Source organism: Rhodococcus sp. AZ1 (assembly GCF_054979605.1).
The window spans coordinates 276,224-301,090 of record NZ_JBUEQF010000002.1; the positions used below are offsets into that span (position 1 = coordinate 276,224).

At 69.8% G+C, this 24,867-nt stretch carries 25 protein-coding genes; 12 read left to right on the forward strand and 13 right to left on the reverse strand.

Going from position 1 to position 24,867, the window contains the following annotated elements; all coding sequences use genetic code 11:
• Positions 1–5: 5 nt before the first annotated feature.
• Positions 6–446, reverse strand: coding sequence for a VOC family protein (locus ACY48E_RS03675; RefSeq protein WP_462870742.1), 441 nt, complete (start codon positions 444–446; stop codon positions 6–8).
• A gap of 76 nt (positions 447–522) precedes the next feature.
• Between ACY48E_RS03675 and ACY48E_RS03680 the strand changes: the two genes are divergently transcribed.
• Positions 523–1,665 (forward strand): acyl-CoA dehydrogenase family protein, encoded by a 1,143-nt coding sequence (locus ACY48E_RS03680; RefSeq protein ID WP_462870743.1) that lies wholly within the window; start codon positions 523–525, stop codon positions 1,663–1,665.
• 33 nt (positions 1,666–1,698) lie between these two features.
• Here ACY48E_RS03680 and ACY48E_RS03685 read toward each other — a convergent pair whose 3' ends face one another.
• Positions 1,699–2,172 carry a hotdog fold domain-containing protein gene (locus tag ACY48E_RS03685; protein WP_462870744.1) on the reverse strand — a complete coding sequence of 158 codons (474 nt, stop codon included), beginning with the start codon at positions 2,170–2,172 and terminating at the stop codon, positions 1,699–1,701.
• Positions 2,173–2,210: 38 nt separating this feature from the next.
• Here ACY48E_RS03685 and ACY48E_RS03690 point away from each other — a divergent pair, with 38 nt between their 5' ends.
• A complete protein-coding gene (locus ACY48E_RS03690) occupies positions 2,211–2,849 on the forward strand; it encodes a DUF2461 domain-containing protein (RefSeq protein ID WP_462870745.1) in 639 nt (212 codons plus the stop codon).
• 33 nt (positions 2,850–2,882) lie between these two features.
• Here ACY48E_RS03690 and ACY48E_RS03695 read toward each other — a convergent pair whose 3' ends face one another.
• From ACY48E_RS03695 to ACY48E_RS03705, 3 genes are all read right to left on the reverse strand, one after another.
• Complete coding sequence (locus ACY48E_RS03695; protein ID WP_462870746.1) at positions 2,883–3,956, reverse strand: PLP-dependent cysteine synthase family protein; 1,074 nt, start codon at positions 3,954–3,956, stop codon at positions 2,883–2,885.
• Between the two features lie 300 nt (positions 3,957–4,256).
• Complete coding sequence (locus ACY48E_RS03700; protein ID WP_462870747.1) at positions 4,257–5,042, reverse strand: anti-sigma factor; 786 nt, start codon at positions 5,040–5,042, stop codon at positions 4,257–4,259.
• 139 nt (positions 5,043–5,181) lie between these two features.
• The gene (locus ACY48E_RS03705; protein ID WP_462870748.1) at positions 5,182–5,691 is read right to left on the reverse strand and encodes an Lrp/AsnC family transcriptional regulator; all 510 of its coding nucleotides are present in this window, start codon (positions 5,689–5,691) and stop codon (positions 5,182–5,184) included.
• A gap of 67 nt (positions 5,692–5,758) precedes the next feature.
• Between ACY48E_RS03705 and ald the strand changes: the two genes are divergently transcribed.
• Both ald and ACY48E_RS03715 read left to right on the forward strand, forming a co-directional pair.
• The gene (ald, locus tag ACY48E_RS03710; protein WP_462870749.1) at positions 5,759–6,850 is read left to right on the forward strand and encodes an alanine dehydrogenase; all 1,092 of its coding nucleotides are present in this window, start codon (positions 5,759–5,761) and stop codon (positions 6,848–6,850) included.
• Positions 6,847–7,503, forward strand: a complete 657-nt coding sequence (locus tag ACY48E_RS03715) for a nitroreductase (protein WP_462870750.1) — start codon at positions 6,847–6,849, stop codon at positions 7,501–7,503. The genes ald and ACY48E_RS03715 overlap by 4 nt, the downstream gene beginning before the upstream one ends.
• 11 nt (positions 7,504–7,514) lie before the next feature.
• Here the strand turns inward: ACY48E_RS03715 and ACY48E_RS03720 are convergent, their stop codons facing one another.
• The 3 genes from ACY48E_RS03720 to ACY48E_RS03730 form a co-directional block, all read right to left on the reverse strand.
• Entirely contained in the window at positions 7,515–8,324 is an 810-nt protein-coding gene (locus ACY48E_RS03720; RefSeq protein WP_462870751.1) for an ABC transporter, read from the reverse strand.
• 79 nt (positions 8,325–8,403) lie between these two features.
• The gene (locus ACY48E_RS03725) at positions 8,404–9,144 is read right to left on the reverse strand and encodes a TIGR03943 family putative permease subunit (protein WP_462870752.1); all 741 of its coding nucleotides are present in this window, start codon (positions 9,142–9,144) and stop codon (positions 8,404–8,406) included.
• Complete coding sequence (locus tag ACY48E_RS03730) at positions 9,141–10,109, reverse strand: permease (RefSeq protein ID WP_462870894.1); 969 nt, start codon at positions 10,107–10,109, stop codon at positions 9,141–9,143. Before ACY48E_RS03730 ends, ACY48E_RS03725 begins: the two co-directional genes overlap by 4 nt.
• 274 nt (positions 10,110–10,383) lie before the next feature.
• Here ACY48E_RS03730 and ACY48E_RS03735 point away from each other — a divergent pair, with 274 nt between their 5' ends.
• Both ACY48E_RS03735 and ACY48E_RS03740 read left to right on the forward strand, forming a co-directional pair.
• Entirely contained in the window at positions 10,384–11,106 is a 723-nt protein-coding gene (locus ACY48E_RS03735) for a response regulator transcription factor (RefSeq protein ID WP_462870895.1), read from the forward strand.
• 13 nt (positions 11,107–11,119) lie between these two features.
• Positions 11,120–12,535 carry a sensor histidine kinase gene (locus ACY48E_RS03740; protein ID WP_462870753.1) on the forward strand — a complete coding sequence of 472 codons (1,416 nt, stop codon included), beginning with the start codon at positions 11,120–11,122 and terminating at the stop codon, positions 12,533–12,535.
• A gap of 19 nt (positions 12,536–12,554) precedes the next feature.
• Here ACY48E_RS03740 and ACY48E_RS03745 read toward each other — a convergent pair whose 3' ends face one another.
• Entirely contained in the window at positions 12,555–12,962 is a 408-nt protein-coding gene (locus tag ACY48E_RS03745) for an HIT family protein (RefSeq protein WP_462870754.1), read from the reverse strand.
• A gap of 100 nt (positions 12,963–13,062) precedes the next feature.
• Between ACY48E_RS03745 and ACY48E_RS03750 the strand changes: the two genes are divergently transcribed.
• Together ACY48E_RS03750 and ACY48E_RS03755 are read left to right on the forward strand one after the other, a co-directional pair.
• On the forward strand, positions 13,063–14,319 hold the full coding sequence (locus ACY48E_RS03750; RefSeq protein ID WP_462870755.1) for a bifunctional glycosyltransferase family 2/GtrA family protein: 1,257 nt from the start codon (positions 13,063–13,065) through the stop codon (positions 14,317–14,319).
• Positions 14,316–16,406: a glycosyltransferase family 39 protein gene (locus ACY48E_RS03755; protein ID WP_462870756.1), complete on the forward strand. Its 2,091-nt coding sequence runs from the start codon at positions 14,316–14,318 to the stop codon at positions 16,404–16,406. Before ACY48E_RS03750 ends, ACY48E_RS03755 begins: the two co-directional genes overlap by 4 nt.
• Before the next feature lie 76 nt (positions 16,407–16,482).
• On the opposite strand, the gene ACY48E_RS03760 is transcribed toward ACY48E_RS03755, so the two are convergent.
• Together ACY48E_RS03760 and ACY48E_RS03765 are read right to left on the reverse strand one after the other, a co-directional pair.
• Positions 16,483–16,950: an ArsR/SmtB family transcription factor gene (locus ACY48E_RS03760; RefSeq protein WP_462870757.1), complete on the reverse strand. Its 468-nt coding sequence runs from the start codon at positions 16,948–16,950 to the stop codon at positions 16,483–16,485.
• A gap of 9 nt (positions 16,951–16,959) precedes the next feature.
• Complete coding sequence (locus tag ACY48E_RS03765) at positions 16,960–18,006, reverse strand: serine hydrolase (RefSeq protein ID WP_462870758.1); 1,047 nt, start codon at positions 18,004–18,006, stop codon at positions 16,960–16,962.
• 94 nt (positions 18,007–18,100) lie between these two features.
• Here ACY48E_RS03765 and purD point away from each other — a divergent pair, with 94 nt between their 5' ends.
• The gene (gene purD / locus ACY48E_RS03770; protein WP_462870759.1) at positions 18,101–19,360 is read left to right on the forward strand and encodes a phosphoribosylamine--glycine ligase; all 1,260 of its coding nucleotides are present in this window, start codon (positions 18,101–18,103) and stop codon (positions 19,358–19,360) included.
• A 1-nt stretch (position 19,361) separates the two neighbouring features.
• Positions 19,362–20,525 (forward strand): aminotransferase class I/II-fold pyridoxal phosphate-dependent enzyme, encoded by a 1,164-nt coding sequence (locus ACY48E_RS03775; RefSeq protein WP_462870760.1) that lies wholly within the window; start codon positions 19,362–19,364, stop codon positions 20,523–20,525.
• A 73-nt stretch (positions 20,526–20,598) separates the two neighbouring features.
• Here the strand turns inward: ACY48E_RS03775 and ACY48E_RS03780 are convergent, their stop codons facing one another.
• Entirely contained in the window at positions 20,599–21,609 is a 1,011-nt protein-coding gene (locus tag ACY48E_RS03780; protein ID WP_462870761.1) for a threonine aldolase family protein, read from the reverse strand.
• 41 nt (positions 21,610–21,650) lie between these two features.
• Between ACY48E_RS03780 and purB the strand changes: the two genes are divergently transcribed.
• Positions 21,651–23,072: an adenylosuccinate lyase gene (purB, locus tag ACY48E_RS03785; RefSeq protein ID WP_462870762.1), complete on the forward strand. Its 1,422-nt coding sequence runs from the start codon at positions 21,651–21,653 to the stop codon at positions 23,070–23,072.
• Between the two features lie 90 nt (positions 23,073–23,162).
• Positions 23,163–23,369, forward strand: a complete 207-nt coding sequence (locus tag ACY48E_RS03790) for a hypothetical protein (RefSeq protein ID WP_462870763.1) — start codon at positions 23,163–23,165, stop codon at positions 23,367–23,369.
• A 56-nt stretch (positions 23,370–23,425) separates the two neighbouring features.
• On the opposite strand, the gene ACY48E_RS03795 is transcribed toward ACY48E_RS03790, so the two are convergent.
• Positions 23,426–24,850: an MDR family MFS transporter gene (locus tag ACY48E_RS03795; protein WP_462870764.1), complete on the reverse strand. Its 1,425-nt coding sequence runs from the start codon at positions 24,848–24,850 to the stop codon at positions 23,426–23,428.
• Between the last annotated feature and the right edge of the window lie 17 nt (positions 24,851–24,867).

Genomic DNA, 24,867 nt, shown 5'->3' on the forward strand with positions numbered 1-24,867 from the left:
GGCGCTCACTCGGCGTCGTGGGCGCGTTGAAGGGCCGCGACGTCGAGCTTGCCCATGGCCAGCATCGCCTCGGTCACCCGCTGCGATGCGCCGGGGCGTGAGCTGCTCATCAATTCACCGAGTTGCTTCGGGATGATCTGCCAGGACAGCCCGAAGCGGTCCTTGCACCATCCGCACCGGCTCTCGCTGCCGCCGTCGGCGGTGAGCGCGTTCCAGTAGCGGTCCACCTCCTGCTGGTCCTCGCACCCGACCGACAGCGAGGTTGCCTCGGAGAAGGTGAAGATCGGGCCGCCGTTGATGGCCTGGAAGCGCTGACCGAACAGCTCGAACTCCACCACCACCGGGGAGACGGACGTGATCGCCCCGTCGCCGAAGACGTCGATGTAGAAGCGCGCGGCCTCCTCGGCGTTCGCGTCGTACCACAGACACGTGACGATCTTCTGCACGGTTGATCTCCCGTCGTAGGGTGGGTTGCGACACAGTATGGGCCGCGCCCGGCCCGCTGGACCAGCGAGGAGCCACATGAGCGTCGACCGGCTGTTACCCACCGACGAGGCGCACGAGCTGATCGAGCTCACGCGCTCGATTGCGGACAAGGTGCTCGCCCCCATCGTCGACGAGTACGAGCGCGCCGAGAAATACCCGGACGGGGTGTTCGCAACCCTCGGCGAGGCGGGCCTGCTGAGCCTGCCGTACCCGGAGCAGTGGGGCGGCGGCGGCCAGCCCTACGAGGTGTACCTGCAGGTCATCGAGGAAATATCGATGCGCTGGGCGGCCGTGGGTGTCGCGGCCTCGGTGCACGGACTCTCGGCGTTCCCGCTCATGACGTTCGGCACCGACGGTCAGAAGCAGCGGTGGTTGCCCGAGATGCTGGGCGGCGCGCGCATCGGCGCCTACAGCCTGTCCGAGCCGCAGGCCGGATCGGATGCCGCGGCGCTGACCTGCCGTGCCCGCGCCACCGCCGACGGGTACGTGCTCGACGGCGAGAAGGCCTGGATCACCCACGGCGGCATCGCCGACTTCTACACGCTCTTCGCCCGCACGGGGGAGGGCCCGAAGGGTGTCTCGTGCTTCCTCGTTCCCGGTGATCTCGACGGACTGAGCTTCGGTCGCCCCGAGGAGAAGATGGGCCTGGCGGCGATCCCCACCACCTCCGCCCACTACGACAACGCGCTCATCGAGTCGGCCCGCCGCATCGGCGCGGAGGGTCAGGGCCTCGAAATCGCTTTCAGCGCACTCGATTCCGGCCGACTGGGCATCGCTGCCGTGGCCACCGGCATTGCGCAGGCCGCCCTCGACGCCGCGGTGGACTACGCGCACGAGCGCTCGACCTTCGGCCGCCGGATCATCGACCACCAGGGCCTCGGATTCGTGCTGGCGGACATGGCGGCTGCGGTGGATTCGGCGCGCGCGACGTACCTCGACGCCGCTCGGCGGCGTGACGGCGGCCTGCCGTACTCGCGGCAGGCGTCGGTGGCGAAGTTGACCGCCACCGACGCCGCCATGAAGGTGACCACCGACGCCGTCCAGGTGTTCGGCGGGTACGGCTACACCCGCGATTATCCCGTCGAGCGGTACATGCGCGAAGCGAAGATCACCCAGATCTTCGAAGGCACCAATCAGATTCAGCGTCTGGTGATCGCCCGCAGCCTCACGCGGCGCTGACCGTTCAGGTGGGCTCGGCGCTGCCCGGGCCGCTCACTGATCCGGCGAGACCCACATGGTGATGTCGGCCCGCACCACAACGACCCCGTCGCGATCGAGGATGTCCACACCGACCACCACGTCGCGGGATTCGTCGGTGCCCAGGTCGTCGAGCGCGGCCACCGTCGCCACCCCGCGCAGTTCGCCCCTGGCCTTGGCCAGGTAGCTCACCGTCATGCCCTTGGGGATCCAGCGGTGCGTCGGCGGGATGGACACGTCCACGGTGGACGCGCCGATGAACTCGGCGAGGTTGCAGCACGCGATGGCGTGCACGGTGCCGATGTGGTTGTGCACCCGCCACCGGTCGGCCATGGTGGCCACGCCGTGGCCGGGAGCCAGGCTGACCAGGGTCGGTCGGATGGTCAGGAAGTACGGCGCTCGCAGGGAGATGCCCCACGAGAGGACGGATCGGCCCAGCGGGACCTTCTCGAGCATGCCGTAGGCGCGTGCGATGAGTGATTCGGCCACGGGTGAGGGTATCGAATCACCGGCATAGGCTGGCAACCATGACCGAGTTCACCGGCATCCCCTTCGCAGCGCTGGACTTCTACGAGGACCTCGAGGCCGACAACAGCAAGGCTTTCTGGGACGAACACAAGCACGTCTACCTCGACCAGGTGAAGGCCCCGTTGACCGCGCTGATGGCGGCGCTGGAGCCGGAATTCGGTGCGGCCAAGATCTTCCGCCCCTACCGCGACGTGCGGTTCTCCAAGGACAAGACGCCGTACAAGACGCAGCAGGGCGCCTTCGTCGAACTCGGTTCCGCCACAGGGTATTACCTCGCCATCGACGCGGCGGGGCTGATGGTGGCCGGCGGGTTCTACGCCAGTGACGGCGCCGGGATCGCGCGCTACCGTGACGCGGTGGCAGACGACGTGCGCGGCGCCGAACTCGAGGCCATCCTCGCGGGCGTCGAGAAGGCCGGGTTCACGCGCGGGGGAGACCGATTGAAGACGGCGCCGCGTGGCGTCGACAGAGAGCACCCGCGCATCGACCTGCTTCGCCACAAGTCGTTGACGGCGAGCCGCACCTTCGGCAGCCCCCCGTGGCTCGAAACCCCCGCGGCGGCGCAGCGCATCGCCGAGCAGTGGCGAGCCCTGACACCCCTGGTGGAGTGGTCGGCGCAGGTCCTGGGCCCGCAGTGAGCGAGCTGGGTGAGAGGTGACGCGGGGAGGGTGTCAGTACCGCCCGGTGCGCAGGAACTCGTCGACGCGCGCCCGCGCGGCCGGTAGGTCCATTCCCTGCGCGGCGACCCATTCGTCGCTGTAGTAGGTGTGCTCGTACCGCTCGCCGCCGTCGCACATCAGGGTCACCACGCTGCCCCGCTCACCGGCGGCGACCATCGCGGCGATCACCTCGAAGGTCCCGATCAGATTGGTGCCCGTCGACGCGCCCGCGCGCAGGCCGGTCACCTCGTCGAGCATGCGCATGGCCGCAATGGACTCCTCGTCGGGAACCCGCGTCATGTGGTCGATCACCGCGGGCACGAACGACGGCTCCACGCGCGGTCGTCCGATGCCCTCGATACGCGAGGAGGTACCCACGAGGTCGCGGCGTCCGGTCCGCCACGCCTCGAGGAAGGTCGACCCCTCGGGATCGACCACGCACACCCGCGACGGGATTCGCCGGTAGCGGCAGTAGCGGCCGATGGTCGCGCTGGTGCCGCCGGTGCCCGCGCCGACCACGATCCACGACGGGACCGGGTGTCGCTCGAGTGACATCTGAGCGAAGATCGACTCGGCGATGTTGTTGTTGCCGCGCCAGTCGGTGACCACCGACGCGTTGGTGAACTGGTCGAGGTAGAACCAGTCGTCCTGCTCACCGAGGCGCTCGGCCTCGGCGTACATCGTGTTCGAGCACTCGGTGAGCCGACACGAGCCGCCGTAGCGCTCGATGAGGGCGATCTTCGCCGGGCTCGTCGTTGCGGGCATGACCGCCACGAACGGCACACCGATCAGCCGAGCGAAGTACGCCTCCGACACCGCCGTCGATCCGCTCGACGCCTCGACCAGCGTGGTTGTCGGCCCAATGTCGCCGTTGGCGAGCCCGAACAGGAACAGCGAACGGGCCAGGCGGTGCTTGAGCGAGCCGGTCGGGTGCACCGACTCGTCCTTGAGGTAGAGATCGACTCCCCACGCGGCGGGCAGGCGGAACGGGTGCAGGTGCGTGTCGGCGCTGCGATTGGCATCGGCCTCGACCATGCGCAGCGCGTTCTCCACCCAGGCGCGGTCGGCGAGGGGGTTCGCGGTCATCGCGTCAGTCTTGCAGACCGGCCGTCGAAGCTGGCGTCGCTGCAATCCGGGCCGAGCTCGGGGGTGTACACCACGTCGCCGCACTCGCGGCACCGGTGGGTGCGGTGATGGCCGCCGCACGAGCAGGCGCGGGCACCGACCAGAACGCGATTAGGGCCCAGAGCGTGCCCGGCGGAGCAGTGTGTGGGGGCGGTTTCCGCCCACACACCCTCACGCACGAAGCGCAGCTGCCGGGGTCGGATCACCTCGGAAGCGTACCCGAATATCGAACACCTGTTCTATGTAACGATCCGGGGACGATCAGAAATTGAGGGTGGCCTGCGCGACGGGCGCGGTGGTCGGCAGTGGCGATCCACCGACGGGCTCGATGGTCACCGCGAATGTGGTGGCCGTGCCCATGCCGCTGACCGTGCGCACCACGTTGCCGCCGCGGTCGATCACACCGACCGACCGGGACACCCCGTCGACCAGCCACATCTCGTAGACCCGTCCGGGAGGTGGCGCGGCGATGTCGGAGAAGGTCACCGCAGCGCGATCCTGACTCCGCGAGAACGACACGGTGGCCGTTCCGCCGCCGGTGACGTCGGCGATCACCGTCTGGGCGTCGGGCCCGGCGACCTGGGCGATCTCGGGATCGGGAATCCGAGGGTTCGACGTGGACACCACGGCCACACCGGTGCCGATGGTGATCACCGCCGCCGCGGCGACGGCCACTCGACGCCACCGGCGCGCGCGCCGCTCGCGGAGGTCGATCACGGCCGGTAGGACCGGGGGAGGATCCTGGCGGGTGCGCTCGATCGCCTCCAGGATTCGCGACCTCAACTCCGGGGGTGCGTCGGTGCTCGTCGCATCCGATGCGACGGCCATCGCTTCGTGTACGCCACGCACGACGGTGTGGAAGCTGCGGCGGGTCATCACGTCCGACCGCACGAGGCGCCGTTCGGTGGCCTCCAACTCGTCGGCGGTCATGGCATCGATAGCGCTGATATAGGCCAGATCGAGCAGCTCACGGTCGGGCGGGGCGCCCTGCGGAACTCCCCTGTCCGACGGGTCTCCCACTCGGTCGTGTGGTGACCGCTCGTCCATCGCGTGTGCCCTCCCGTAGCCGACCCGACGTGCTCAGCGTCCATTGGGCCGCTCGTGTACATGGGGTATTCGGTACGCTCCCGCACCCGGATGGGGGTGTGCTCGCCCGCTCATCCAGCCGTCGAGTGTGCTCGCGCGCTCACCCGTCGCGGGCGGGAATGTGCTCGAAGATCAGGATCGTCTCGGTGGCCGCGACGGCGGGATGCTCGCTGAGGTGCTCGACCACGAAGTCGCGCAGATGCCCGGAGTCGCGGGTGGCCACGTGGATGAGGTAATCGTCGGCGCCGGCGATGAAGTAGACGTTGAGAACCTCGGCGAGGCCGGTGAAGGCGGCGGCGAATCGTCCCAGTTCACGGCGTGCATTCGCGTGTAGACGCACCGCGATCATGGCCTGCAGTCCCTGGCCGAGCGCCGCGGGATCGATGTCGGCGTGGAATCCGCGGATCACACCGCGCTCGACGAGCGATCGGACGCGGCCCAGGCACGTGGACGGGGCGATGCCGGCGTGCTCGGCGAGCGTCTTGTTGGGTGTGCGGGCGTCGCGGCGAAGTTGATCGAGGATCAGCATGTCGATGCGGTCCAGCGGGGGGCGAACATTGTTCGGCTCCGCGCTCGCGGGACGGCCCATGGATGAAGTTTCGAATGCCATCGGCTCAATGTAGAGAATATTGTTTGGAGGCATTGAATGTTCTTGCCTGATTGTTCACTCTCGACGCATGAGAATCGGAGTCCCTCGCGAGGTCAAGAACCACGAGTACCGCGTCGCCGTCACCCCGGCCGGTGTCAACGAACTGGTCCGCCGAGGCCACGAGGTGGTCATCGAGGCCGAGGCCGGACTGGGCTCGGGTATCGAGGACGCCGCCTACAAGAGCGTGGGTGGCCAGATCCTCTCCACGGCCGACGAGGTGTGGGCCGCCGCGGACATGATCGTCAAGGTCAAGGAACCCATCGCCGAGGAGTACCACCGCCTGCGCGCCGGGCAGATCATCTTCACCTACCTGCACCTGGCCGCCTCGCGGGCCTGCACCGACGCCCTCGTCGGAGCCGGCGTCACCGCCATCGCCTACGAGACCGTGCAGGGCCGCGGCGGCGGACTTCCGCTGCTGGCCCCGATGAGCGAGGTCGCGGGCCGACTGTCGGTGCAGGCCGGTGCCTACCACCTGATGAGGCAGAGCGGCGGAGCAGGCGTGCTGTTGGGCGGCGTTCCCGGTGTACGTCCGGCGAAGGTCGTGGTGCTCGGCGGCGGCGTCGCCGGCGCCAACGCCGTCGCCATGGCGCGCGGGCTGCACGCCGACGTCACCGTGCTCGATCTCGACGTCGACCGCCTCCGTGCGCTCGACGCGCAGTACGGGGGCACGGTGCACACCGTCACCTCCACCGCTCTGGCCGTCGAGGAGGAGGTGCTCGATGCCGACCTGGTGATCGGCGCGGTGCTGGTGCCCGGCGCCAAGGCGCCGAAACTGGTGAGCAACGACCTCGTCGCCCGCATGAAGCCCGGTTCGGTGCTGGTCGACATCGCCATCGACCAGGGAGGGTGCTTCGAGGATTCGCGTCCGACCACCCACGCCGACCCGACCTATCGTGTGCACGACTCGGTCTTCTACTGCGTCGCCAACATGCCGGGGGCGGTACCCGGTACCTCCACCCGCGCGCTGACCAACGCGACCCTGCCGTACGTCGTCGCCATCGCCGACCGCGGGTGGCGCGATGCGTGCGCCACCGTTCCGGGCCTCGCCGCGGGTCTCGCCGTCGACAGCGGGGAGGTGCTGTCGGAGGCCGTCCGATCGGCGTTTACCGTTGCGGAATGACCCTCAGCGCAATACTGGACGCCCGCTTCAGCTGCCGTGCCTACCAGGATGTACAGGTTCCGCGGCGTGACATCGAGACCGTGCTCGCCCGCGCCCAACGCACCCCGTCCTGGTGCAACTCCCAGCCCTGGAGCGTGTACGTCACCGAGGGGCAGACGACCGCGCGACTGTCCGCCGCACTGCTCGACGCCGTCACCGCCGGGCGGATGTCCTCCGACATCCCCGGCCCCGAGGAGTACCGGGGTGTGTACGGCGACCGGCGTCGCGCATCGGGGTTCGCTCTGTACGAGAGCGTCGGCATCGACCGCGCCGACAAGGGTGCACGCGCGGCGCAGATGCTCGAGAACTACCGATTCTTCGGCGCCCCGCACACCGCGATCGTCACCACCGAGAAGGCGCTGGGTACCTACGGGGCGGTGGACTGCGGGGCGTACGTGAGCACGTTCATGTACGCGGCCACAGAGCTGGGGATCGCCACCATCGCCCAGGCTGCGGTGGCCATGGTGTCCCCGGCCGTGCACGAGTTCTTCGACATTGCCGACGACCGTCAGGTGGTGTGCGCGATCTCCTTCGGATACGCCGACGAGCAGGCGCCCATCAACGCGTTCCGCACCGACCGCGCGCAGATCGGCGACGTCGCGACGTTCCTCTGACGGCGGTACCGCTAGCGCCGCAGATACGGCTGGACCGGCCGCCCGCGCACCCACCGCGTGGGCAGTCGGCCGACCAGCTCGCCGAGCGGGACCACCGACGCCGACAGTGTCTCGACGGTGTCCTGCAGCATGTCCACGCTGGGCTTGATCGAGGTCAGCAGATCTGCCAGCAGAGCCAGCTGATCGAGCGGTCCGCCGCGGGCGACCAGTCTCTCGATGGCACCGCCCTCCTCGATGAGGATCTCGAGCAGACCGCCCTTGCGGGTGAGCTGATCGATCGGCCCGTCGTCGGCGGTGAGGCGCTCGACCAGGCCACCGGCGCGGGTGAGTTGCTCGACGGGTCCGTCGTCGGCGGTGAGGCGTTCGATGGGTCCGTCCGCCGCGGTCAGTCGATCCAACAACCCACCTTCGGCGAGCAGCCGATCGAGCGGACCGTCCTCGTGCAGCAGGCGGTCGAGGATGCCGCCGGGGGCCAGCACACGGTCGAGGGGACCGCCGGCGATGAGCAACCGATCGAGCGTGCCGCCCGGCTCGGTCAGCCGGTCCACCGGACCGCCGGGCTCGAGGAGCCGATCGAGCGGGCCGCCGGCCTTGAACGCATGCCCGAGGGCCCGGTCCTCGGAGGTGAGCTCGGAGAGTTGAGCGAGCAGGTTCAGCGGCGCACGGGGGTCGGCGAGCGAGGCTGCGCCCAGCGAACCGGATGCGCCGGCCGAGATGACCATGCGGGTGGTCGAGACGGCGACCTCCGCGATCTCCATGGCCGTGGACGCCACCGCGAGGGTTGTCCGCACCGGAAGTGTGACCACAGACACCCAGTTCATGCCCACACTGTAGACCGTGGAACCGTTGCCACACGGACTAATCGACGCTCGCCCGGATCGGTCGGCGAGGCCGGGCGACCTAGTACTGGTAGGGGTTGGCCGGAGCAGCGATCCGGGTGATCCGCGAGACAACGAACGTGGGGGTGTACGCGGTGTCCCGGTTCGCCGAATCGGTGATCGTGGTGCCGGTGACCTGCACCCATGTGCCGTCGGGCAGGTCGGAGGGCAGATCGGTCGCACGGCCCTGCAGATGCATGCGGATCGTCCGCGCGTCGGCCACACAGCACGTGATCACGATGCGCGCGAGGTCGAGCGTGCCGGTGTCGCCGGGCAGGCGCGGTGCGCCGCCGTTGCTCGTGGCGACGACGAATCCGCTGACGCTCACCTCCCGCCCGTCGAGGCTGCCGGTGGAATCGCGCGCTGCGCGCTGGGCGAGGTCGACGAGGGTGACCTCCGGGGTCGCGCCGGTCGGCAGTGGCGGGAACGCGATCTTGACCGGTGCCTGCGCGCGGGTCACCCGATCCTGCGACGACACCCCGACGCTGGTGGCCCCGAGCGCGGGCGGCGCCACGAACAGGATCACCGCCACCGGTACCACCAACGCCCAGTGTGGGCGCGAGCCCCGCTCCGATTCGGCCGCGCCGCGCCGAACATCCCGAACGATCGCCGACAGCGCCAGGACCACCACCACGATTCCGGCGATCAGCAGCAGCGGTGCCAGCGAGGGCTTGACGTAGCGCACGTACGTGCCGTCCACGGTGATCTTCACGATGGCCCCGCCCACCAGCAACAACAGCACGTTCTGCGTCTCGCGGTTCATCGCGCACCACCGAGTGCGACGTATCCGACGGCGCTGCCGACGATCACCGCCACCACGAACGTCACCGGCGCGAACCGCACCGCGAAGGAGCGCCCGAAGCTGCCTGCCTGCATGGCCACCAACTTCACGTCGACCGCCGGGCCGACCACCAGGAACACCAGTCGCGGCAGCAGCGGCAGCATCGACAGTGAACTCGCCACGAACGCGTCGGCCTCCGAGCACAGGGCCAGCGCCACCGCGAGCACGGCCATCACCAGGATTGCCAGGAGCATGTTGCCGGCCAGGTGGTCGTACACGGCCGGGGGCACCAGCACGTGCAGTGCGGCCGCGAACGCCGCGCCCATCACCAGGAACGATCCGGCCTGCAGCAGGTCGTGGCGGGCGGCCTCGGTGAACGTCGTCCACCGGGAGGAACCGCCGTGGTGGTGGCCGTGACCGTGGCCGAGGGTGCGGGTGATCCACCGCGGCCCGCCGAATCGGGCCCACCACCAGCCCACGATCCACGCCACCAGCAGCGACGCGACGAACCGCCCCACCACCATTCCCGGCTCGCCGGGGAAGGCGACCGCGGTGGCGACCAGCACGACGGGATTGATCGCGGGAGCGGACAGCATGAACGCCAGGGCCGACGCGCTGGGCGCACCCCGATCGATCAGCCGCCGCGACACCGGCACCGAGCCGCACTCGCAGCCCGGCAGCGCCGCCCCGGCGAGCCCGGCCACGGCCACCGACGCCGTCGGGTTGCGGGGGAGCACCCGGGCGATGAGAGCGGGGGAGAGGAACGTCGCGATGGCCCCGCTGAGCAGCACCCCGAACACGAGGAACGGCACGGCCTGCACGAACACCCCGGCGAACACCGTGGCCGCGGTGGAGAGGGTGGCCGACGACTCGACGAAGGAGGTCAGCGACCGATGGAAGAGCAGCGCTGCGACGAGCAGGGCAGCGAAGAGGTGCGTCGACGTCACCGGCGACGATCGTCTGCCGGTGCCGACACCGGTCCCCTTCGCGCTGTCGGTACTCACCCGATCATCATGCGCCCCGGACTTGCGCGGGGCCCGTGCGGCACGGGACGCTGGCGGTGCATTCACAGCGACCTCACAGCGACGGTGCAGCACGCGCCCGGGATCGGCGGTGACACTCGGGGACATGATCGAGACGAGTGCCCGAACCATCGGCGAGAGCGGGTCGAGTCGGACAATCGACGTGACAGGCGAGAGGACCGGGATGTCAGGGTCACCGATGTCGGGTGCACAGGCGGGCGCCGACTCCGCTTCCGAGGCGCGTGTGCTGGTGGTCGACGACGAGCCCACCATCGTCGAGCTGCTGTCGGTGAGTTTGCGTTTCCAGGGCTTCGATGTCGCCACCGCCGCCGACGGCCCGTCCGCGCTCGATCGTGCGCGCACCTTCAAGCCGCAGGCGCTGATCCTCGACGTGATGATGCCGGGAATGGATGGATTCGGGCTCCTGCGCCGCCTGCGCGCCGACGGGATCGACGCCCCGGCGCTCTTCCTCACGGCACGGGACTCCGTGGAGGACAAGGTTTCCGGGCTGACGATGGGAGCCGACGACTACGTCACCAAGCCGTTCAGTCTCGAGGAGGTGGTGGCACGGTTGCGGGTGATCCTGCGCCGCTCCGGCCGCGGCGCCGACACCCCGCCGTCGCGAATCACGTTCGCCGACATCGAACTCGACGACGACACCCACGAAGTGTGGAAGGCCGGTGAACCGGTCTCGCTCTCACCCACGGAGTTCACCCTGCTGCGGTACTTCATGGTCAACGCCGGCACCGTGCTGAGCAAGCCGCGCATCCTCGATCACGTGTGGCACTACGACTTCGGCGGTGAGGTGGGCGTGGTGGAGTCGTACGTGTCCTACCTGCGTCGCAAGGTCGACACCGGTGACACGCGCCTGATCCACACCCTCCGCGGCGTCGGCTACGTCATGAGAGAACCCCGGTCATGAGAGAACCCCGCCCGTGAGCGTCCCACTGCGCGTGACCCTGGTGGCCGCGCTGCTGGCGTTGGCCACCCTGGGTCTGCTGGCGTCCGGTTTCGCGGTGACCTCCGCACTGCAGGCCTCGCTCATGGGCCGGGTGGACGAGCAACTCGTACAGGCCTCGCGCACCTGGGCCGCCCCGCGCGGGGACTTCGACGGCGACCGCCGCCCGGTCGGCGGCCCCACCCCGCAGCGTCCGCCGTCGGATTTCTTCGTGCGCACGGTCGGTAGCGACGGGGTGGTGCGCACACCCGTCAACGATGCCGGTGCAGTGGAGCCCGACATCGGCGACGGTGTCGGCGCCGAGCCGGTCACGGTCGGATCCGAAGGTGGGTCCGACATTCGGTGGCGCGCCGTCCAGGTGACCAATGACGCCGGATCCACCACCGTCGCAATACAACTGACCCAGACCAAGGAGATAGTCGACCGGCTCGTGGTGTTGCAGGCCAGCATCGGGGCGCTGGTGCTGGCGGCGCTCGCGGTGATCGCCTACTTCGTGGTTCGGCGCAGTCTGCGCCCGCTGCGGCAGGTCGAGGCCACGGCGGCGGCCATCGCGGCGGGCGATCTGCATCGACGGGTGCCCGAGTGGAACGGCCGAACCGAGGTCGGACGACTCTCGGCCGCCCTCAACGGGATGCTCGCGCAGATCCAGCACGCCTTCGCCGCCACCGAGGCGTCGGAGAACGCCGCCCGCGCCTCGGAGGATCGCATGCGTCGATTCGTGGCCGACGCCAGTCACGAACTGCGCACCCCGCTGACCACCATTCGCGGCTTCGCCGAGCTCTACCGTCAGGGAGCGATGACCGACACGGCGCTGCTGATGACCCGCATCGAGGGGGAGGCGTCGCGGATGGGCCTGCTGGTCGAGGACCTGCTCATGCTCGCCCGCCTGGATGCCCAGCGCCCGCTCGAGCGCAGCCAGGTGGATCTGCTGCGCATCGCCTCCGACGCCGTGCACGACGCGAAAGCAGTGGCACCGCACAGGAACATCGCGATCGAGGTGCTGCCGAACTCGGATGTTCCCGAGGTGGTCGGTGACGACGCGCGTCTGCGGCAGGTGCTCGCGAACCTCGTCGGCAACGCCCTGCGCCACACCCCGGACGACGCGTCGATCACCGTCTCGGTGGGCACCGCGGGCGAGAAGGCGATTCTCGAGGTCACCGACACGGGCCCGGGGCTGCCCCCCGAGGACGCCGAGCGGGTGTTCGAGCGGTTCTACCGCGCCGACACCTCGCGCACTCGCGGCAGCGGGGGTAGCGGGCTGGGGTTGTCGATCGTCGCGGCCCTGGTCGCCGCCCACAACGGCGAGGTCACGGTGCGCAGCGAGCCGGGCTCGGGGGCGACGTTCCGGGTGGAACTGCCCCTCGCGAGCCCAACGCACTCGGCCAACCAGTGATCTGGGTCCTCGAGTGACCTCAGCCCTCGAGAGTTCTCAGGGCTGCCAGGATCTTCTCCTGGGCCTCGTCCAGGGACTCCGACGACGGCGAGGTGTCGGCGCTGGAGATGTCGAAGTTGCTCATGTCGTACGCCGGGAACACGTGCAGGTGCAGGTGCGGGACTTCGAGGCCGGCGATGAGCAGACCGGCACGCGGAGCGTCGAAGGCCAGGCGCACCGCCCTCCCGATCCGCTGGGCGAGCGCGGTGGCCCGCGCGAGGAGGTCGGGATCGAGGTCCTGCCAGTGATCGACCTCCGCCCGCGGCACCACCAGCACGTGGCCCTGAGTGAGCGGAGCGATGGTGAGGAACGCGACGAACTCGTCGTCCTTCCACACGAAACGCCCGGGGAGATCGCCGTTGATGATCGCTGAGAAGACCGACGCCATGAGGCGAGGGTAACCCGGTTCGCGGGCCGAGCCGGCGCTCCCGGGTAACTGCCAGGTCGGTCCCGGGTTCGGATCAGGTGCACACGCGAGAGTCGTACTCATGACAGCAGTTCCCCTGAGCTCGAACTCCCTGGCAGGCCGGGCCGCCCCCCGCACCGCTGCGGCCACACTCGAGGTGGTCGTCCCCGTGTACAACGAGGAACGCGACCTCGAGCGATGTGTGCGTCGACTGCACGCGTTCCTGGCCGAGTCGGTCCCGTACACCGCAACGATCACCATCGCCGACAACGCCAGCACCGATTCCACCCCCGCGGTGGCGCAGCGGCTGGCGACCGAGCTCGAGGGCGTCGGCGTCCACCGGCTCGACGAGAAGGGGCGCGGACGAGCCCTCAAGGCCGTCTGGTCGGCGTCGACCGCGGATGTGGTGGCCTACATGGATGTGGACCTGTCCACCGACCTCAACGGCCTGATGCCGCTGGTGGCCCCGCTGATCTCCGGCCACTCCGATGTGGCGATCGGCTCGCGGCTGAGCAAGCAGGCACGCGTGGTGCGCGGGGCCAAGCGCGAGTTCATCTCGCGCAGCTACAACCTGATCGTGCGGACGTCGCTGCGCACACGCTTCTCCGACGCCCAGTGCGGCTTCAAGGCCGTGCGGACCGACGTCGCCCGCCGCCTGTTGCCGCTGGTGCAGGACACCGGCTGGTTCTTCGACACCGAGCTGCTGGTGCTCGCCGAGAAGGCGGGACTACGTATCCACGAGGTGCCCGTCGACTGGGTGGACGATCCGCACTCGAGTGTCAACATCATCGACACCGCCGTGCGTGACCTGCGCGGCTGCTGGCGCGTCGGGCGGGCCCTGGCGACCGGCGCGCTGCCGGTGGCCGACCTGCGCGCGAGCCTGGGCCGTGAGCCGCTGGTGACCGGTGTGCCGGTGGGCATGGTCGGGCAGCTGGTGCGGTTCGCGCTGGTGGGGATCGCGAGCACCGTGGCCTACGCCCTGCTGTACCTGCTGCTGCATCCGGCCGTCGGTGCGCAGACCGCGAACTTCCTGGCGCTGCTGATCACGGCGGTACTCAACACCGCCGTCAACCGCCGATTCACGTTCGGGGTCAGCGGATCCGGTGGTGCACTGGGGCATCAGGCACAGGGACTGCTGGTGTTCGCCTTCGGATGGCTGGTCACCAGCGGATCGCTCGCCGCACTGCACTCGCAGTACCCGGATGCGTCCAAACACATCGAGCTGGTCGTGCTCGTGGTGGCCAACCTCGTTGCCACCGTCACCCGATTCCTCGCCCTGCGGTGGGTGTTCCGTCACGCCCGACCCGCCCAGCCCGTCCAGACCGGAGCAACCCGATGACACTGACCTTTCCGGCCCCCGTCGCCGACACCCCGCCGGCGCCGCCACCGACACGCCGCAGCCGCGAGAAGCCGCTCGCTGCACTGCTTCTCGTGGGCACGGCGGTGGCGTACCTGATCAATCTCTCCGCCAACGGCTACGCCAACTCGTTCTACTCCGCTGCCGTGCAGGCCGGTTCGGTGTCGTGGAAGGCGATGTTCTTCGGGTCCTCCGACGCCGGGAACTCGATCACCGTCGACAAGCCGCCGATGTCGCTGTGGCTGATGGAGATCTCGGTGCGGATCTTCGGACTGAGCTCGTGGTCGATTCTCGTGCCGCAGGTGCTGCTCGGCGTGGCGTCGGTGGCGCTTCTGTGGCGCATCGGTCGTCGTCACCACGGCCCGGCGGCAGGTCTGCTCTCCGGACTGGTGCTCGCGCTGACTCCCGTTGCGGCACTGATGTTCCGCTTCAACAACCCCGACGCTCTGCTGGTGCTGCTGATGATCGCCTCGGTGTGGGCGATGCTGCGGGCCGTCGAATCCGGCCGCACCCGCTGGTTGGTGGTGGTCGGGGCGCTGGTGGGGTTCGGCTTCCTCACCAAGCAGCTGCAGGTGATGCTCGTCGTCCCGCCGCTGGCGCTGACCTACCTTCTCGCGGGGCCACCGAAGCTCGGGCGGCGCATCGTGCAGTTGTTCGCCTCCCTGGCCGCCATGGTGGTCGCGGCCGGGTGGTGGATCGCGATCGTCGAACTGTGGCCTGCGTCCTCGCGCCCCTGGATCGGCGGCTCGCAGAACAACTCGATCCTCGAACTCACGCTGGGCTACAACGGGTTCGGCCGGCTCAACGGTGAGGAGACCGGGTCCGTCACCGGCGGCGGAGCGGGTCGGTTCGGTGACGCCGCAGGCGCTGCCGGTGCCCGCCCGGGCGGCAGCATGTGGGGCACGCCCGGCATCACGCGCATGTTCGAGGCCGCGCAGGGCGGCCAGATCGCCTGGCTCATCCCCACCGCGCTGATCTTCCTCGTCGCCGCACTGGTGTTGCGGGGCAGGGCACCTCGCACCGACATCCGGCGCGCCACCATCGTGGTCTGGGGGGCCTGGCTGCTGGTGACCGGACTGACCTTCAGCTTCATGGCGGGGATCTTCCACTCGTACTACACCGTGGCTCTGGCCCCGGCCGTCGCCTCGCTCGTCGGTATCGGTGCGGTGGCGCTGTGGAATCACCGCGAGCAGTACTGGACCAGGGTGGCGCTCGCGTGCGGCGTCGTCGCCGCGGCGGTGACGGCATACGTGCTCCTCGCGCGGACGTCGGACTTCGTCCCGTGGCTGAAGTTCGCGATCGTCGTCGCCGGTGTCGTTGCCGCGGTTGGTGTTCTCATCCCGGCCGCCACGCGCGGCAGGTTGGCCGCGGCGACCGTTCTCGCCGCGATGTTCGCGGGACTGGCCGGGCCCACTGCCTACGCCGTCGACACCATCGCCACCGCGCATCAGGGCTCCATCGTCTCCGCCGGCCCCAATGCGGAGTTCGGGCCCGGTCGCGGATTCCCCGGCGGCGGTCGGATGCGGGACGGCGGGCCCGGCGGCTTCCCCGGTGGCCAGGGCGGCTTCCCCGGTGGCCAGGGCGGCTTCCCCGGTGCGCCGGGTGGAGTCCCCGGTGGTTTCCCGGGTGGCCAGGGCGGCTTCCCCGGCGGCTTCCCCGGTGGCCAGGGCGGCTTCCCCGGTGCAGCCGGGGGTGACGGCCGCGGTGGTGCGGGCAACCTCCTGATGGGCAGCACACCCAGCGCAGCGGTGACCGCCCTGCTCGAGCAGGACGCGGATCGCTACACGTGGGTCGCCGCGGCGGTCGGATCGAACAGTGCATCCGGGTTCCAGCTGGCCACCGGTGATCCGGTGATGCCGGTCGGCGGATTCAACGGCACCGACCCGTCCCCGACTCTCGCGCAGTTCCAGCAGTACGTGGCCGAGGGCAGGATCCACTACTTCGTCGGTGGCGGCGCCATGATGGGCGGCGGTCGCGGGGGCACGTCGTCGCAGATCGCGGCATGGGTGGAGGCCAACTTCACCGCCCGCACCGTCGACAACGTGACCCTCTACGACCTCACCACCTGACGACCAGCACCCGGAGGTGAGTGTGCAGTAATCCGTGTACAGCACGGATTACTGCACACTCGTCTGCGCTCGTCGGTCAGCGGCGAAGGTCCCCGGCGATGTCGGAGCTCGCGAGCAGCATCGTCAGGATGGGCACCACGCGGGTGGCGGCGATGCGGTAGTCGCCGCGTCCCTGCTGGTCGACCACGCGCGCCGCGGTGAGCGTCTTGAGGTGGTGGTAGAGCTGCCCCGCCGACGACAACCCCACCGCCGTCTGCAGGTCGGCGACGTTCATCGGCCCGTGCAGCAGTCGTCTGACCAGGGCCTGCCGGATCGGATGGCCCAGGGCGGCCAGGACGTCCACCGAGTTCTGCTGAGGCAGTGCGGTGATCGCGTCCGCGGTGTACCCGATCTCCCAGGAGACGGTGCCGTGCAGGTGCACCTCGCCGCGGTACTCCACCGTCCCCGAACTGCCGGAGGTCTCGGTCGGTCGTTCGGCGCCCTCGAGCGCGGCGACGCGCGCTTCGAGTTCGGCGAGTCGATCGGCCACGGCGGTGGGGTCCATCACTGCACGTTATCGGGCCGCACGGGCGAGGGTGTCGAGCGTGGCCGGATCGGTGAGTGCCTCGAGGATCAACTGCTGCTGCACCACGAACGTCTGCGGGATCCGGGTGAACGTCGCGGCGTCGATACCCTCGATCAGCCAGACGGCGACCGCGCGCGAGCCGTCGGGCCGCGTGACCTCGAACGCCTGGGTGAGGATGCCCGGCAGCAGGCCGCCCTTGAAGCCCATGGTGGTCAATCCTGGTGGTGGGCTCTGGTATTCGAGTTGCCGACGGGCGATGTCCCCGGCTGCACCGTAGCCGCCCGAGACCAGCGTGGAGTAGACCGAGGCCAGGTCCGACGCCGATCCGCGCGGGCCGGATCGGCCGAACCACGCGATCTGCTCGTCGAGCGACGGGAGCGAGCCGGTTCGCAGTGCCGTGGTCCGGAACGAATCGTCCTCGGCGTAGCGCCGGGCGAGGTCGAGCGGATCCGACGCCGATTCGCCGGGAACGATCAGGGCGAGCACCGATCCCACCACGCTCGACGGCCGGTACCCCGTCCATCCACCGGCTGCGGCGGCGGCGATCTCCGCGCGATCGCCCAGGCGCGCGCGCAGGTAGTCGGGCACCGCGTTGTCGCTCTCCTGGATCATCGCGCCGACCATGTCGTCGAGTCGCACGGTGGCCGACGCGTCGGATGCGTCGATCCCCAGTCGGGCGAGCGCGGCCGGGTGCGCTCCGCCGTCGGTACCGGGCAGGTACCAGCGCTCCCACTGCGCGAGGGGAACCTGCTCGTTCGGGTCGAGCGTGCCGTCGGCCACTGCGCGGGCGTAGGCGAGCAGCGGCACGATCTTGTACGCCGAGGCCAGCGGCCGATCGGTGTCGGGGTTCTTCTGTACTCGTGTGCCACAGCCGTCCTCGATCACCAGCGACGTGCGCTCGCCCCACGCGGAGAGGGTGCTCGTCCAGCCCGCCGTGGTGGTCAGGTCGAGTGTCGGTTCCGCGACTGCAGGTCGTCCGGCGAGATCGGATCCCGCCAGTAGCGCGCCCGTCAGGACCGTCGTGAGTCGGCGCATGAGATCTCCCTCATTCCATAAATCCGTAATTACGGAAAACCATAGAATCTGAACGCGGTCCTGTCCAGCGAGAGCGCCGACGTAGGCTGCTGGCGTGCGCGCACTCGTCGTCGGCTCCGGAGCCCGTGAACACGCCCTGCTGCTGGCTCTGTCGGCCGACCCCTCCGTCGAGGAGGTGATCTGCGCGCCGGGCAACGCCGGCATCGCGCGGATCGCTCGAACTGTGCCGGTCGACGTCGCATCCGGCACAGCTGTCGCCGATCTCGCCCGGCGGCTCGAGGTCGACCTCGTGGTGATCGGCCCCGAGGTGCCGCTGGTGCTCGGGGTGGCCGACGCGGTCCGCGCCGCCGGGATCGCGTGCTTCGGCCCGTCCGCCGCCGCGGCACGAATCGAGGGGTCCAAGGCGTTCGCCAAGGACGTCATGCGCGCCGCGGGTGTACGCACCGCGCACAGCGAGGTGGTCGACACCCCGGCTCGACTCGACGCAGCCCTCGACCGGTTCGGGCCCACCTGGGTGGTCAAGGACGACGGGCTCGCCGCCGGCAAGGGCGTCGTGGTCACCACCGACCGCGTGGCCGCGAGAGCCCACGCGGCGGATCTTCTCGAGTCCGGACACCCGGTGCTGCTCGAGAGCTACCTCGGCGGTCCGGAGGTTTCGCTCTTCTGTCTCGTCGACGGCACCGATGTGGTGCCGTTGCTGCCGGCGCAGGACCACAAGCGCGTCGGCGACGGCGACACCGGGCCCAACACCGGCGGTATGGGGGCATACACGCCGCTTCCCTGGTTGCCCGACGGCATGGTCGCGCGCATCGTCGACGAGGTCGCGCGTCCTGTCGCCGCCGAGATGGCCGCGCGCGGCTGTCCGTTCTCGGGCCTGCTGTACGCGGGCCTCGCCGTCGATGCCGACGGCCCCGCCGTCATCGAGTTCAACTGTCGCTTCGGCGATCCCGAGACCCAGGCGGTGCTCGCGCTGCTCGACTCGCCGCTCGGTGAGGTGCTCACCGCCGTCGCCACCGGGACGCTGGGGCAGCTGCCGCCGCTGCGGTGGAAGGCCGGTGCCGCCGTCACGGTGGTGGTCGCGGCCGAGAACTACCCCTCTCGTCCGCGCACGGGCGATGCCATCACCGGTGCCGACGCACCCGAGGTGCTGCACGCCGGTACCGCGCTCGATCAGTCGGGCACGCTGGTCTCGGCCGGCGGGCGGGTTCTCAGCGTCGTCGGCGTCGGTGCGGATCTCGCGGCCGCTCGCGCCGCCGCGTACGAGTCGATCGCCGCAGTTCGTCTGCCGGGCAGTCATTTCCGAACGGACATCGGGTTGGCGGCGGTGGAAGGCCGCATCGCGATCCCCTCCTGACGTGCCGGGCGAGAGCGAGCGGTCGAGAATCGAGCCGTTCCATGTGATGGACGTCGTGGCCGCGGCGGCCCGGCGCCAGGCCACGCACGGCGACGTGATCTCCCTCGCCGCCGGGCAACCGTCCACTCCCGCACCGAATCCCGTGCTCGAGGCGATGCGCGCGGCGCTCGACGGGCGGGTGCTGGGGTACTCGGAGACACTCGGGCTGCGGGCGCTGCGGGAGGAGATCGCGCGGTACTACACCGACGGCGGCCCGACGGGGTCGACGGCGGTGCCCACCGAGCCCGACGACGTCGTGATCACCACCGGATCGTCCGGGGCGTTCACCCTGCTCTTCCTTGGCGCCTTCGATGTCGGTGACACCGTCGTGATGGCCCGTCCGGGTTACCCGGCGTATCGGAACACCCTGTCGGCGTTGGGGTGTCGCGTCGTCGAGCTCGATTGCGGCCCCGAGGTGCGCTATCAGCCGACCGTCGCGATGCTCGACGATCTGCCCGCCCCGCCGGCCGGGCTGGTCATCGCCAGTCCCGCCAACCCCACCGGCACGGTCATCGACGCGAACGAGCTCGCCGCCATCGCCCGCTGGTGCGACCAGCACGGAACCCTGCTGATCTCCGACGAGATCTACCACGGGATCTCCTACGGTTCGGTGCGACCGTCGAGTGCGCGGGAGAGTTCGGCGAACGCCGTAGTGATCGGCTCGGCGTCGAAGTACTTCTCCATGACGGGCTGGCGTCTGGGCTGGATGGTGCTGCCGAGCAACCTTGTTCGACCCGTCGATCGGCTGGCGTCCAATCTGACGGTGTGCCCGCCGACCACCTCGCAGTTCGCTGCCCTGGCCGCCTTCTCCGAGACCTCACGCCGGGAGTTGGACGGGCACGTGCAGCGTTACGCGGTCAACCGTGCCCTCGTACTCGACGCCCTCGACGACATCGGCATCGTCGATCCGGCTCCCGCCGACGGCGCCTTCTACGTCTACGGGGACATCGGCCACCGCACCGACGACTCGCTGGCCTGGTGCGCCGACGTCCTCGCCCGCACGGGAGTGGCCCTGGCCCCCGGCGTCGACTTCGACACCTCGCGCGGCCACCGGACGGTCCGCATGTCCTTCGCGGGCGCCACCGCCGACATCACCGAGGCTCTGCACCGCCTCCGCTCCCTTTGACCCCCGCGCAACTCCCGTGTATCCGCGCATGTTGGAGCGTGCGCGAAGTGCTGAGGGGTGCGCGGGCAGGGGGCTAGTGCACCGCGGCGATCGCGCGTTCGATGTCGTCCGCGCCGAGGTCGCGGTGGGTGACCAGGCGCACGCGTCCGGCCACGGTGAGTGCACCCACGCCGGCCGCAGCGAACCGGGCGAGCAGGGCCCCGGGGTCGGGGGTGTCGACGAGAACGATGTTGGTGTCGGGTTCGGGCACGGTCAGTCCGGCCTCGCGCAGACCCTCCGCCAGACGGCGGGCGTGCAGGTGGTCGCGAACCAGCTCGTCGCGACGCGAGAGGGCGAGCAGGCCGGCGGCCGCCAGCACCCCGCCCTGGCGCACGCCGCCGCCGAGCATCTTGCGGATCCGCCGCGCCTCGGTGATGCGAGCGGAGTCCGACGCCAGCACCGAGCCGACGGGCGCCCCCAGGCCCTTGCTCAGACACACCTGCACGGTGTCGGCGCCGCGGGTCAGATCGGCGGGCGCGACGCCCAGGGCCGCGGCGGTGTTCCACAGGCGCGCGCCGTCGAGGTGCACCCGCAGCCCACCGGCGCGCGCTGCGTCGACCAGCGCCGTCCACTCGTCGACGCCCATCGCCGCGCCGCCGGAGAAGTTGTGCGAGTTCTCGAGACACAGCAGTGTGGTGCGCAGCGTGAAATACGGTCCGTCCGAACCGGATTCGGCAAGAACCGTGGCCGGCGACGGTCGTCCGGGGCCGAGCCCGTCGTGCGGCAGGGCGTGCGGCATCCCCAGCGCCAGCCAGGCTGCGGTGCCCAGCTCGGAGCCCAGCACGTGTGCGTGTTCGGGTGCGAGGAAACGGTCACCTCGTCGCAGGTGGAGCATCAGTGCGATCAGGTTTCCCATGCTCCCGCTGGGCACCCACAGCGCCGCGTCCATACCCAGAACCGCCGCAACCTCTCTCTCGAGGCGGGCCATCGTGGGGTCGTGGTCGAGGACGTCGTCGCCCACCTCCGCCGCGGCCATGGCCCGGCGCATCTGCTCGTCGGGAACGGTGACGGTGTCCGATCGCAGGTCCACCAACGGAACGCTCATGGCCTCCACCCTGTCAGATCCCGCCCGTACACTCACCCCACGTGAGTGCTATCCCGAACGTCCTCGCCTCCCGCTACGCGAGCGCCGAGTTGACCGACCTGTGGTCGCCGCAGCACAAGATCGTGCTCGAACGTCAACTGTGGATCGCCGTGCTTCGTGCGCAGGCGGCCCTGGGCGTCGAGGTCCCCGACACCGCGATAGCCGACTACGAGCGGGTGCTGCATACCGTCGACCTCGCCTCCATCGCCGCGCGCGAGCGCATCACCCGACACGACGTGAAGGCTCGCATCGAGGAGTTCAACGCCCTCGCCGGTCACGAGCAGGTGCACAAGGGTCTGACCAGCCGCGACCTCACCGAGAACGTCGAGCAGCTGCAAATCCTGCGCTCACTCGAGCACGTGCACGCCCGCGGTGTCGCCGTCGCCGCGCGGTTGGCCGAGCGGGCCGCGCTGTACCGTGAGACGGTGATGGCGGGGCGCAGTCACAACGTCGCGGCGCAGGCCACCACGCTGGGCAAGCGGTTCGCGTCGGCTGCCGACGAGGTGCTCGTGGCCCTCACCCGCCTGCGTGAGCTGATCGACCGCTACCCGCTGCGCGGGATCAAGGGTCCGATGGGGACGGCTCAGGACATGCTCGATCTCCTGGGCGGCGACGCGGGCAAGCTCTCCACACTCGAGCAGGCCGTCGCCGAGCACCTCGGGTTCTCGACCGTCCTCACCAGCGTGGGCCAGGTGTACCCGCGCTCACTCGACCACGACGTGATCTCGGCGCTGGTCCAGCTCGGTGCAGGACCGTCGTCCCTCGCGCACACGATTCGGCTGATGGCCGGGCACGAACTGGTCACCGAGGGTTTCCAGCCGGGTCAGGTGGGGTCGTCGGCGATGCCGCACAAGATGAACACGCGCTCGTGCGAACGCGTCAACGGCCTGCAGGTGATCCTGCGCGGGTACGGGTCGATGGCTGCGGAGCTGGCCGGGGCCCAATGGAACGAGGGCGACGTGTTCTGTTCGGTGGTGCGACGGGTCGCCCTCCCGGATGCCTTCTTCGCCGTCGACGGGATGATCGAGACCTTCCTGACGGTGCTCGCCGAGTTCGGTGCCTACCCGGCGGTCATCGAGAAGGAACTCGAGCGGTACCTGCCGTTCCTGGCGACGACGAAGGTGCTCATCGCGGCGGTGCGCGCCGGTGTCGGTCGCGAGGTGGCACACGAGGTGATCAAGGAGCACGCCGTCGCCGTCGCGCTGGCCATGCGCGAGCAGGGGCGTGAGCCCGACCTGCTCGACCGCCTCGCTGCCGACGAGCGGCTTCCCCTCGACCGTGCCACGCTCGACGCCGCGCTGGCCGACCGGTCGGCGTTCGTCGGTGCGGCCGGTGACCAGGTGGCCGCGGTGATCGCCGCCGTCGAGAACCTGGTGGCGCAGTACCCGGAGGCCGCTGCCTACACCCCCGCCCCGATCCTGTAGCGGCCCCGCGGAAGTCCGCCATGGAGCGGGTATCGGCGGGTAGCTTCGGACCCGGTGCGCATCCTCGCGCACCGGCATCGAGGAGGAAGCATGTCCGGGTTGTCCGACAAGTTCGACAAGGCGTACGACGGCAAGTCCATCGAGGAGCTCGCGGCAGCTCCCGTCGCCGCGCTCAAGGGAGTCAGCGACAGCGATGCCGAACACTTGAAGGCGGCGTTCAACATCACCACCGTCAAGGATCTCGGTACCAACAAGTTCTTCCTGTGGGCACAGGCCGCGGCGAAACTGGCCGAGTAGTCCCTCCGCGTCGGTCGCGCTGATCGTCTGTCGCGGGTGTCAGTGCGTCGTCGACCTCATGCGTCCCGCTCACGCCGGGGCAGCATGGTCGACAGCACGGCGATCAGCGCGGCCGCCACCGCAGCACCGACGAACACCAGGTGGACGGCTGCGGCGAGTCTGTCGGGTGGAGGGCTTCCTGCGGTGTCGACCCGCGAGTTCACCATTGCGCCGAAGATCGCCACGCCCACCGCGCTGCCGATGGACCGCGCGAACATGTTGGTCGACGTCACCACCCCGCGCTCGGACCAGTCGACGCTCGACTGCGCCGAGATCAGGGTCGGGCTGGCCACCAGACCCATACCGAGCCCGATCACGAAGCACACCCCGGCCACGTACCAGACCGTCGACGACGGGCTGATCAGCGTCGCACCGAGGGTGCCGATCACCGCGACCGCGGAGCCGGTCAGGGCAGTCGCGCGGAAGCCGTACCTGAGGTAGAGCCGACCGGATTGCGATGCCGCGACAGGCCATCCCAGGGTGAGGGTTGCCAGGGCGAACCCTGCGACGATGGCACCGGCGCCGAAGACGCCCTGCACGTAGGTCGGGATGTACGTGGTCAGCGCCAGCACCAGCGCGCCCACGAGCAGGGATATGGCGCTCGAGACCACCAGTACGCGGCGGGTGAACACCCAGAGCGGCATGATCGGATCGCTCGCGCGTCGTTCGATTGCGATGAAGGCCAGCAGGCTCGCGGTGCCGAGTGCGAAGATCGCAATCGAGGTCGGCGATCCCCACGCCCACGACCGCCCGCCCTCGAGGAGCCCGAGGATCAGTGCGGCGGCGCCCACGGTGAGGGTGGCGGCGCCTGCGCGGTCGATGGCCGGGCGCCTGCGCGCGGGTGCGGTGGACTCGTCGAACTTGTGCCAGAGCATCCACGCTGCGATCAGGCACAGCGGGATGTTGACGAAGAAGATCGCGCGCCACGTTGCGTACTCGGAGAACACGCCGCCGAGGGTGGGGCCGAGGACCGACGACATCGCCCACACGCTCGCCAGATAACCCTGCGCTTTCGCCCGCTCCTCGACGGTATAGATGTCACCCGCGATGGTGATCGACATCGGTTGCACCGCACCGGCTCCCAGGCCCTGCACCGCGCGCGCCGCGATGAGTGCCGGCATACTCCACGCGAATCCGCAGAGGATCGAGCCCAGCAGGAAGACCCCGATCCCGACCATCATCACCGGTTTGCGGCCCACGATGTCGGCGATCTTCCCGTACAGCGGCACCGACACCGCCTGTGCCAGCAGATAGATCGAGAACAGCCACGGGAACTGGGAGAAGCCGCCCAGATCGCCGACGATGCTGGGCACGGCGGTGGCGATGATCGTCGAGTCGAGGGCCACGAGCGACGTGGAGAGCATGAGGGAGATCAGCACGGGGCCTCGGTCGGAGCGGAACCCGATGTCCTTCGCGCGTACGCCGGTGTGAGTCGATGCCATTTCTTCGTTAACGTAAC

Coding starts and splice junctions, on each gene's coding strand:
- ACY48E_RS03680 (WP_462870743.1), top strand. CDS start 523: ATGAGCGTCGACCGGCTGTTACCCACCGACGAGGCGCACGAGCTGATC.
- ACY48E_RS03690 (WP_462870745.1), top strand. CDS start 2,211: ATGACCGAGTTCACCGGCATCCCCTTCGCAGCGCTGGACTTCTACGAG.
- ACY48E_RS03695 (WP_462870746.1), bottom strand. CDS start 3,956: ATGACCGCGAACCCCCTCGCCGACCGCGCCTGGGTGGAGAACGCGCTG.
- ACY48E_RS03700 (WP_462870747.1), bottom strand. CDS start 5,042: ATGGACGAGCGGTCACCACACGACCGAGTGGGAGACCCGTCGGACAGG.
- ACY48E_RS03705 (WP_462870748.1), bottom strand. CDS start 5,691: ATGGCATTCGAAACTTCATCCATGGGCCGTCCCGCGAGCGCGGAGCCG.
- ald (WP_462870749.1), top strand. CDS start 5,759: ATGAGAATCGGAGTCCCTCGCGAGGTCAAGAACCACGAGTACCGCGTC.
- ACY48E_RS03715 (WP_462870750.1), top strand. CDS start 6,847: ATGACCCTCAGCGCAATACTGGACGCCCGCTTCAGCTGCCGTGCCTAC.
- ACY48E_RS03720 (WP_462870751.1), bottom strand. CDS start 8,324: ATGAACTGGGTGTCTGTGGTCACACTTCCGGTGCGGACAACCCTCGCG.
- ACY48E_RS03725 (WP_462870752.1), bottom strand. CDS start 9,144: ATGAACCGCGAGACGCAGAACGTGCTGTTGTTGCTGGTGGGCGGGGCC.
- ACY48E_RS03735 (WP_462870895.1), top strand. CDS start 10,384: ATGTCGGGTGCACAGGCGGGCGCCGACTCCGCTTCCGAGGCGCGTGTG.
- ACY48E_RS03745 (WP_462870754.1), bottom strand. CDS start 12,962: ATGGCGTCGGTCTTCTCAGCGATCATCAACGGCGATCTCCCCGGGCGT.
- ACY48E_RS03750 (WP_462870755.1), top strand. CDS start 13,063: ATGACAGCAGTTCCCCTGAGCTCGAACTCCCTGGCAGGCCGGGCCGCC.
- ACY48E_RS03755 (WP_462870756.1), top strand. CDS start 14,316: ATGACACTGACCTTTCCGGCCCCCGTCGCCGACACCCCGCCGGCGCCG.
- ACY48E_RS03760 (WP_462870757.1), bottom strand. CDS start 16,950: ATGGACCCCACCGCCGTGGCCGATCGACTCGCCGAACTCGAAGCGCGC.
- ACY48E_RS03765 (WP_462870758.1), bottom strand. CDS start 18,006: ATGCGCCGACTCACGACGGTCCTGACGGGCGCGCTACTGGCGGGATCC.
- ACY48E_RS03780 (WP_462870761.1), bottom strand. CDS start 21,609: ATGAGCGTTCCGTTGGTGGACCTGCGATCGGACACCGTCACCGTTCCC.
- ACY48E_RS03790 (WP_462870763.1), top strand. CDS start 23,163: ATGTCCGGGTTGTCCGACAAGTTCGACAAGGCGTACGACGGCAAGTCC.
- ACY48E_RS03795 (WP_462870764.1), bottom strand. CDS start 24,850: ATGGCATCGACTCACACCGGCGTACGCGCGAAGGACATCGGGTTCCGC.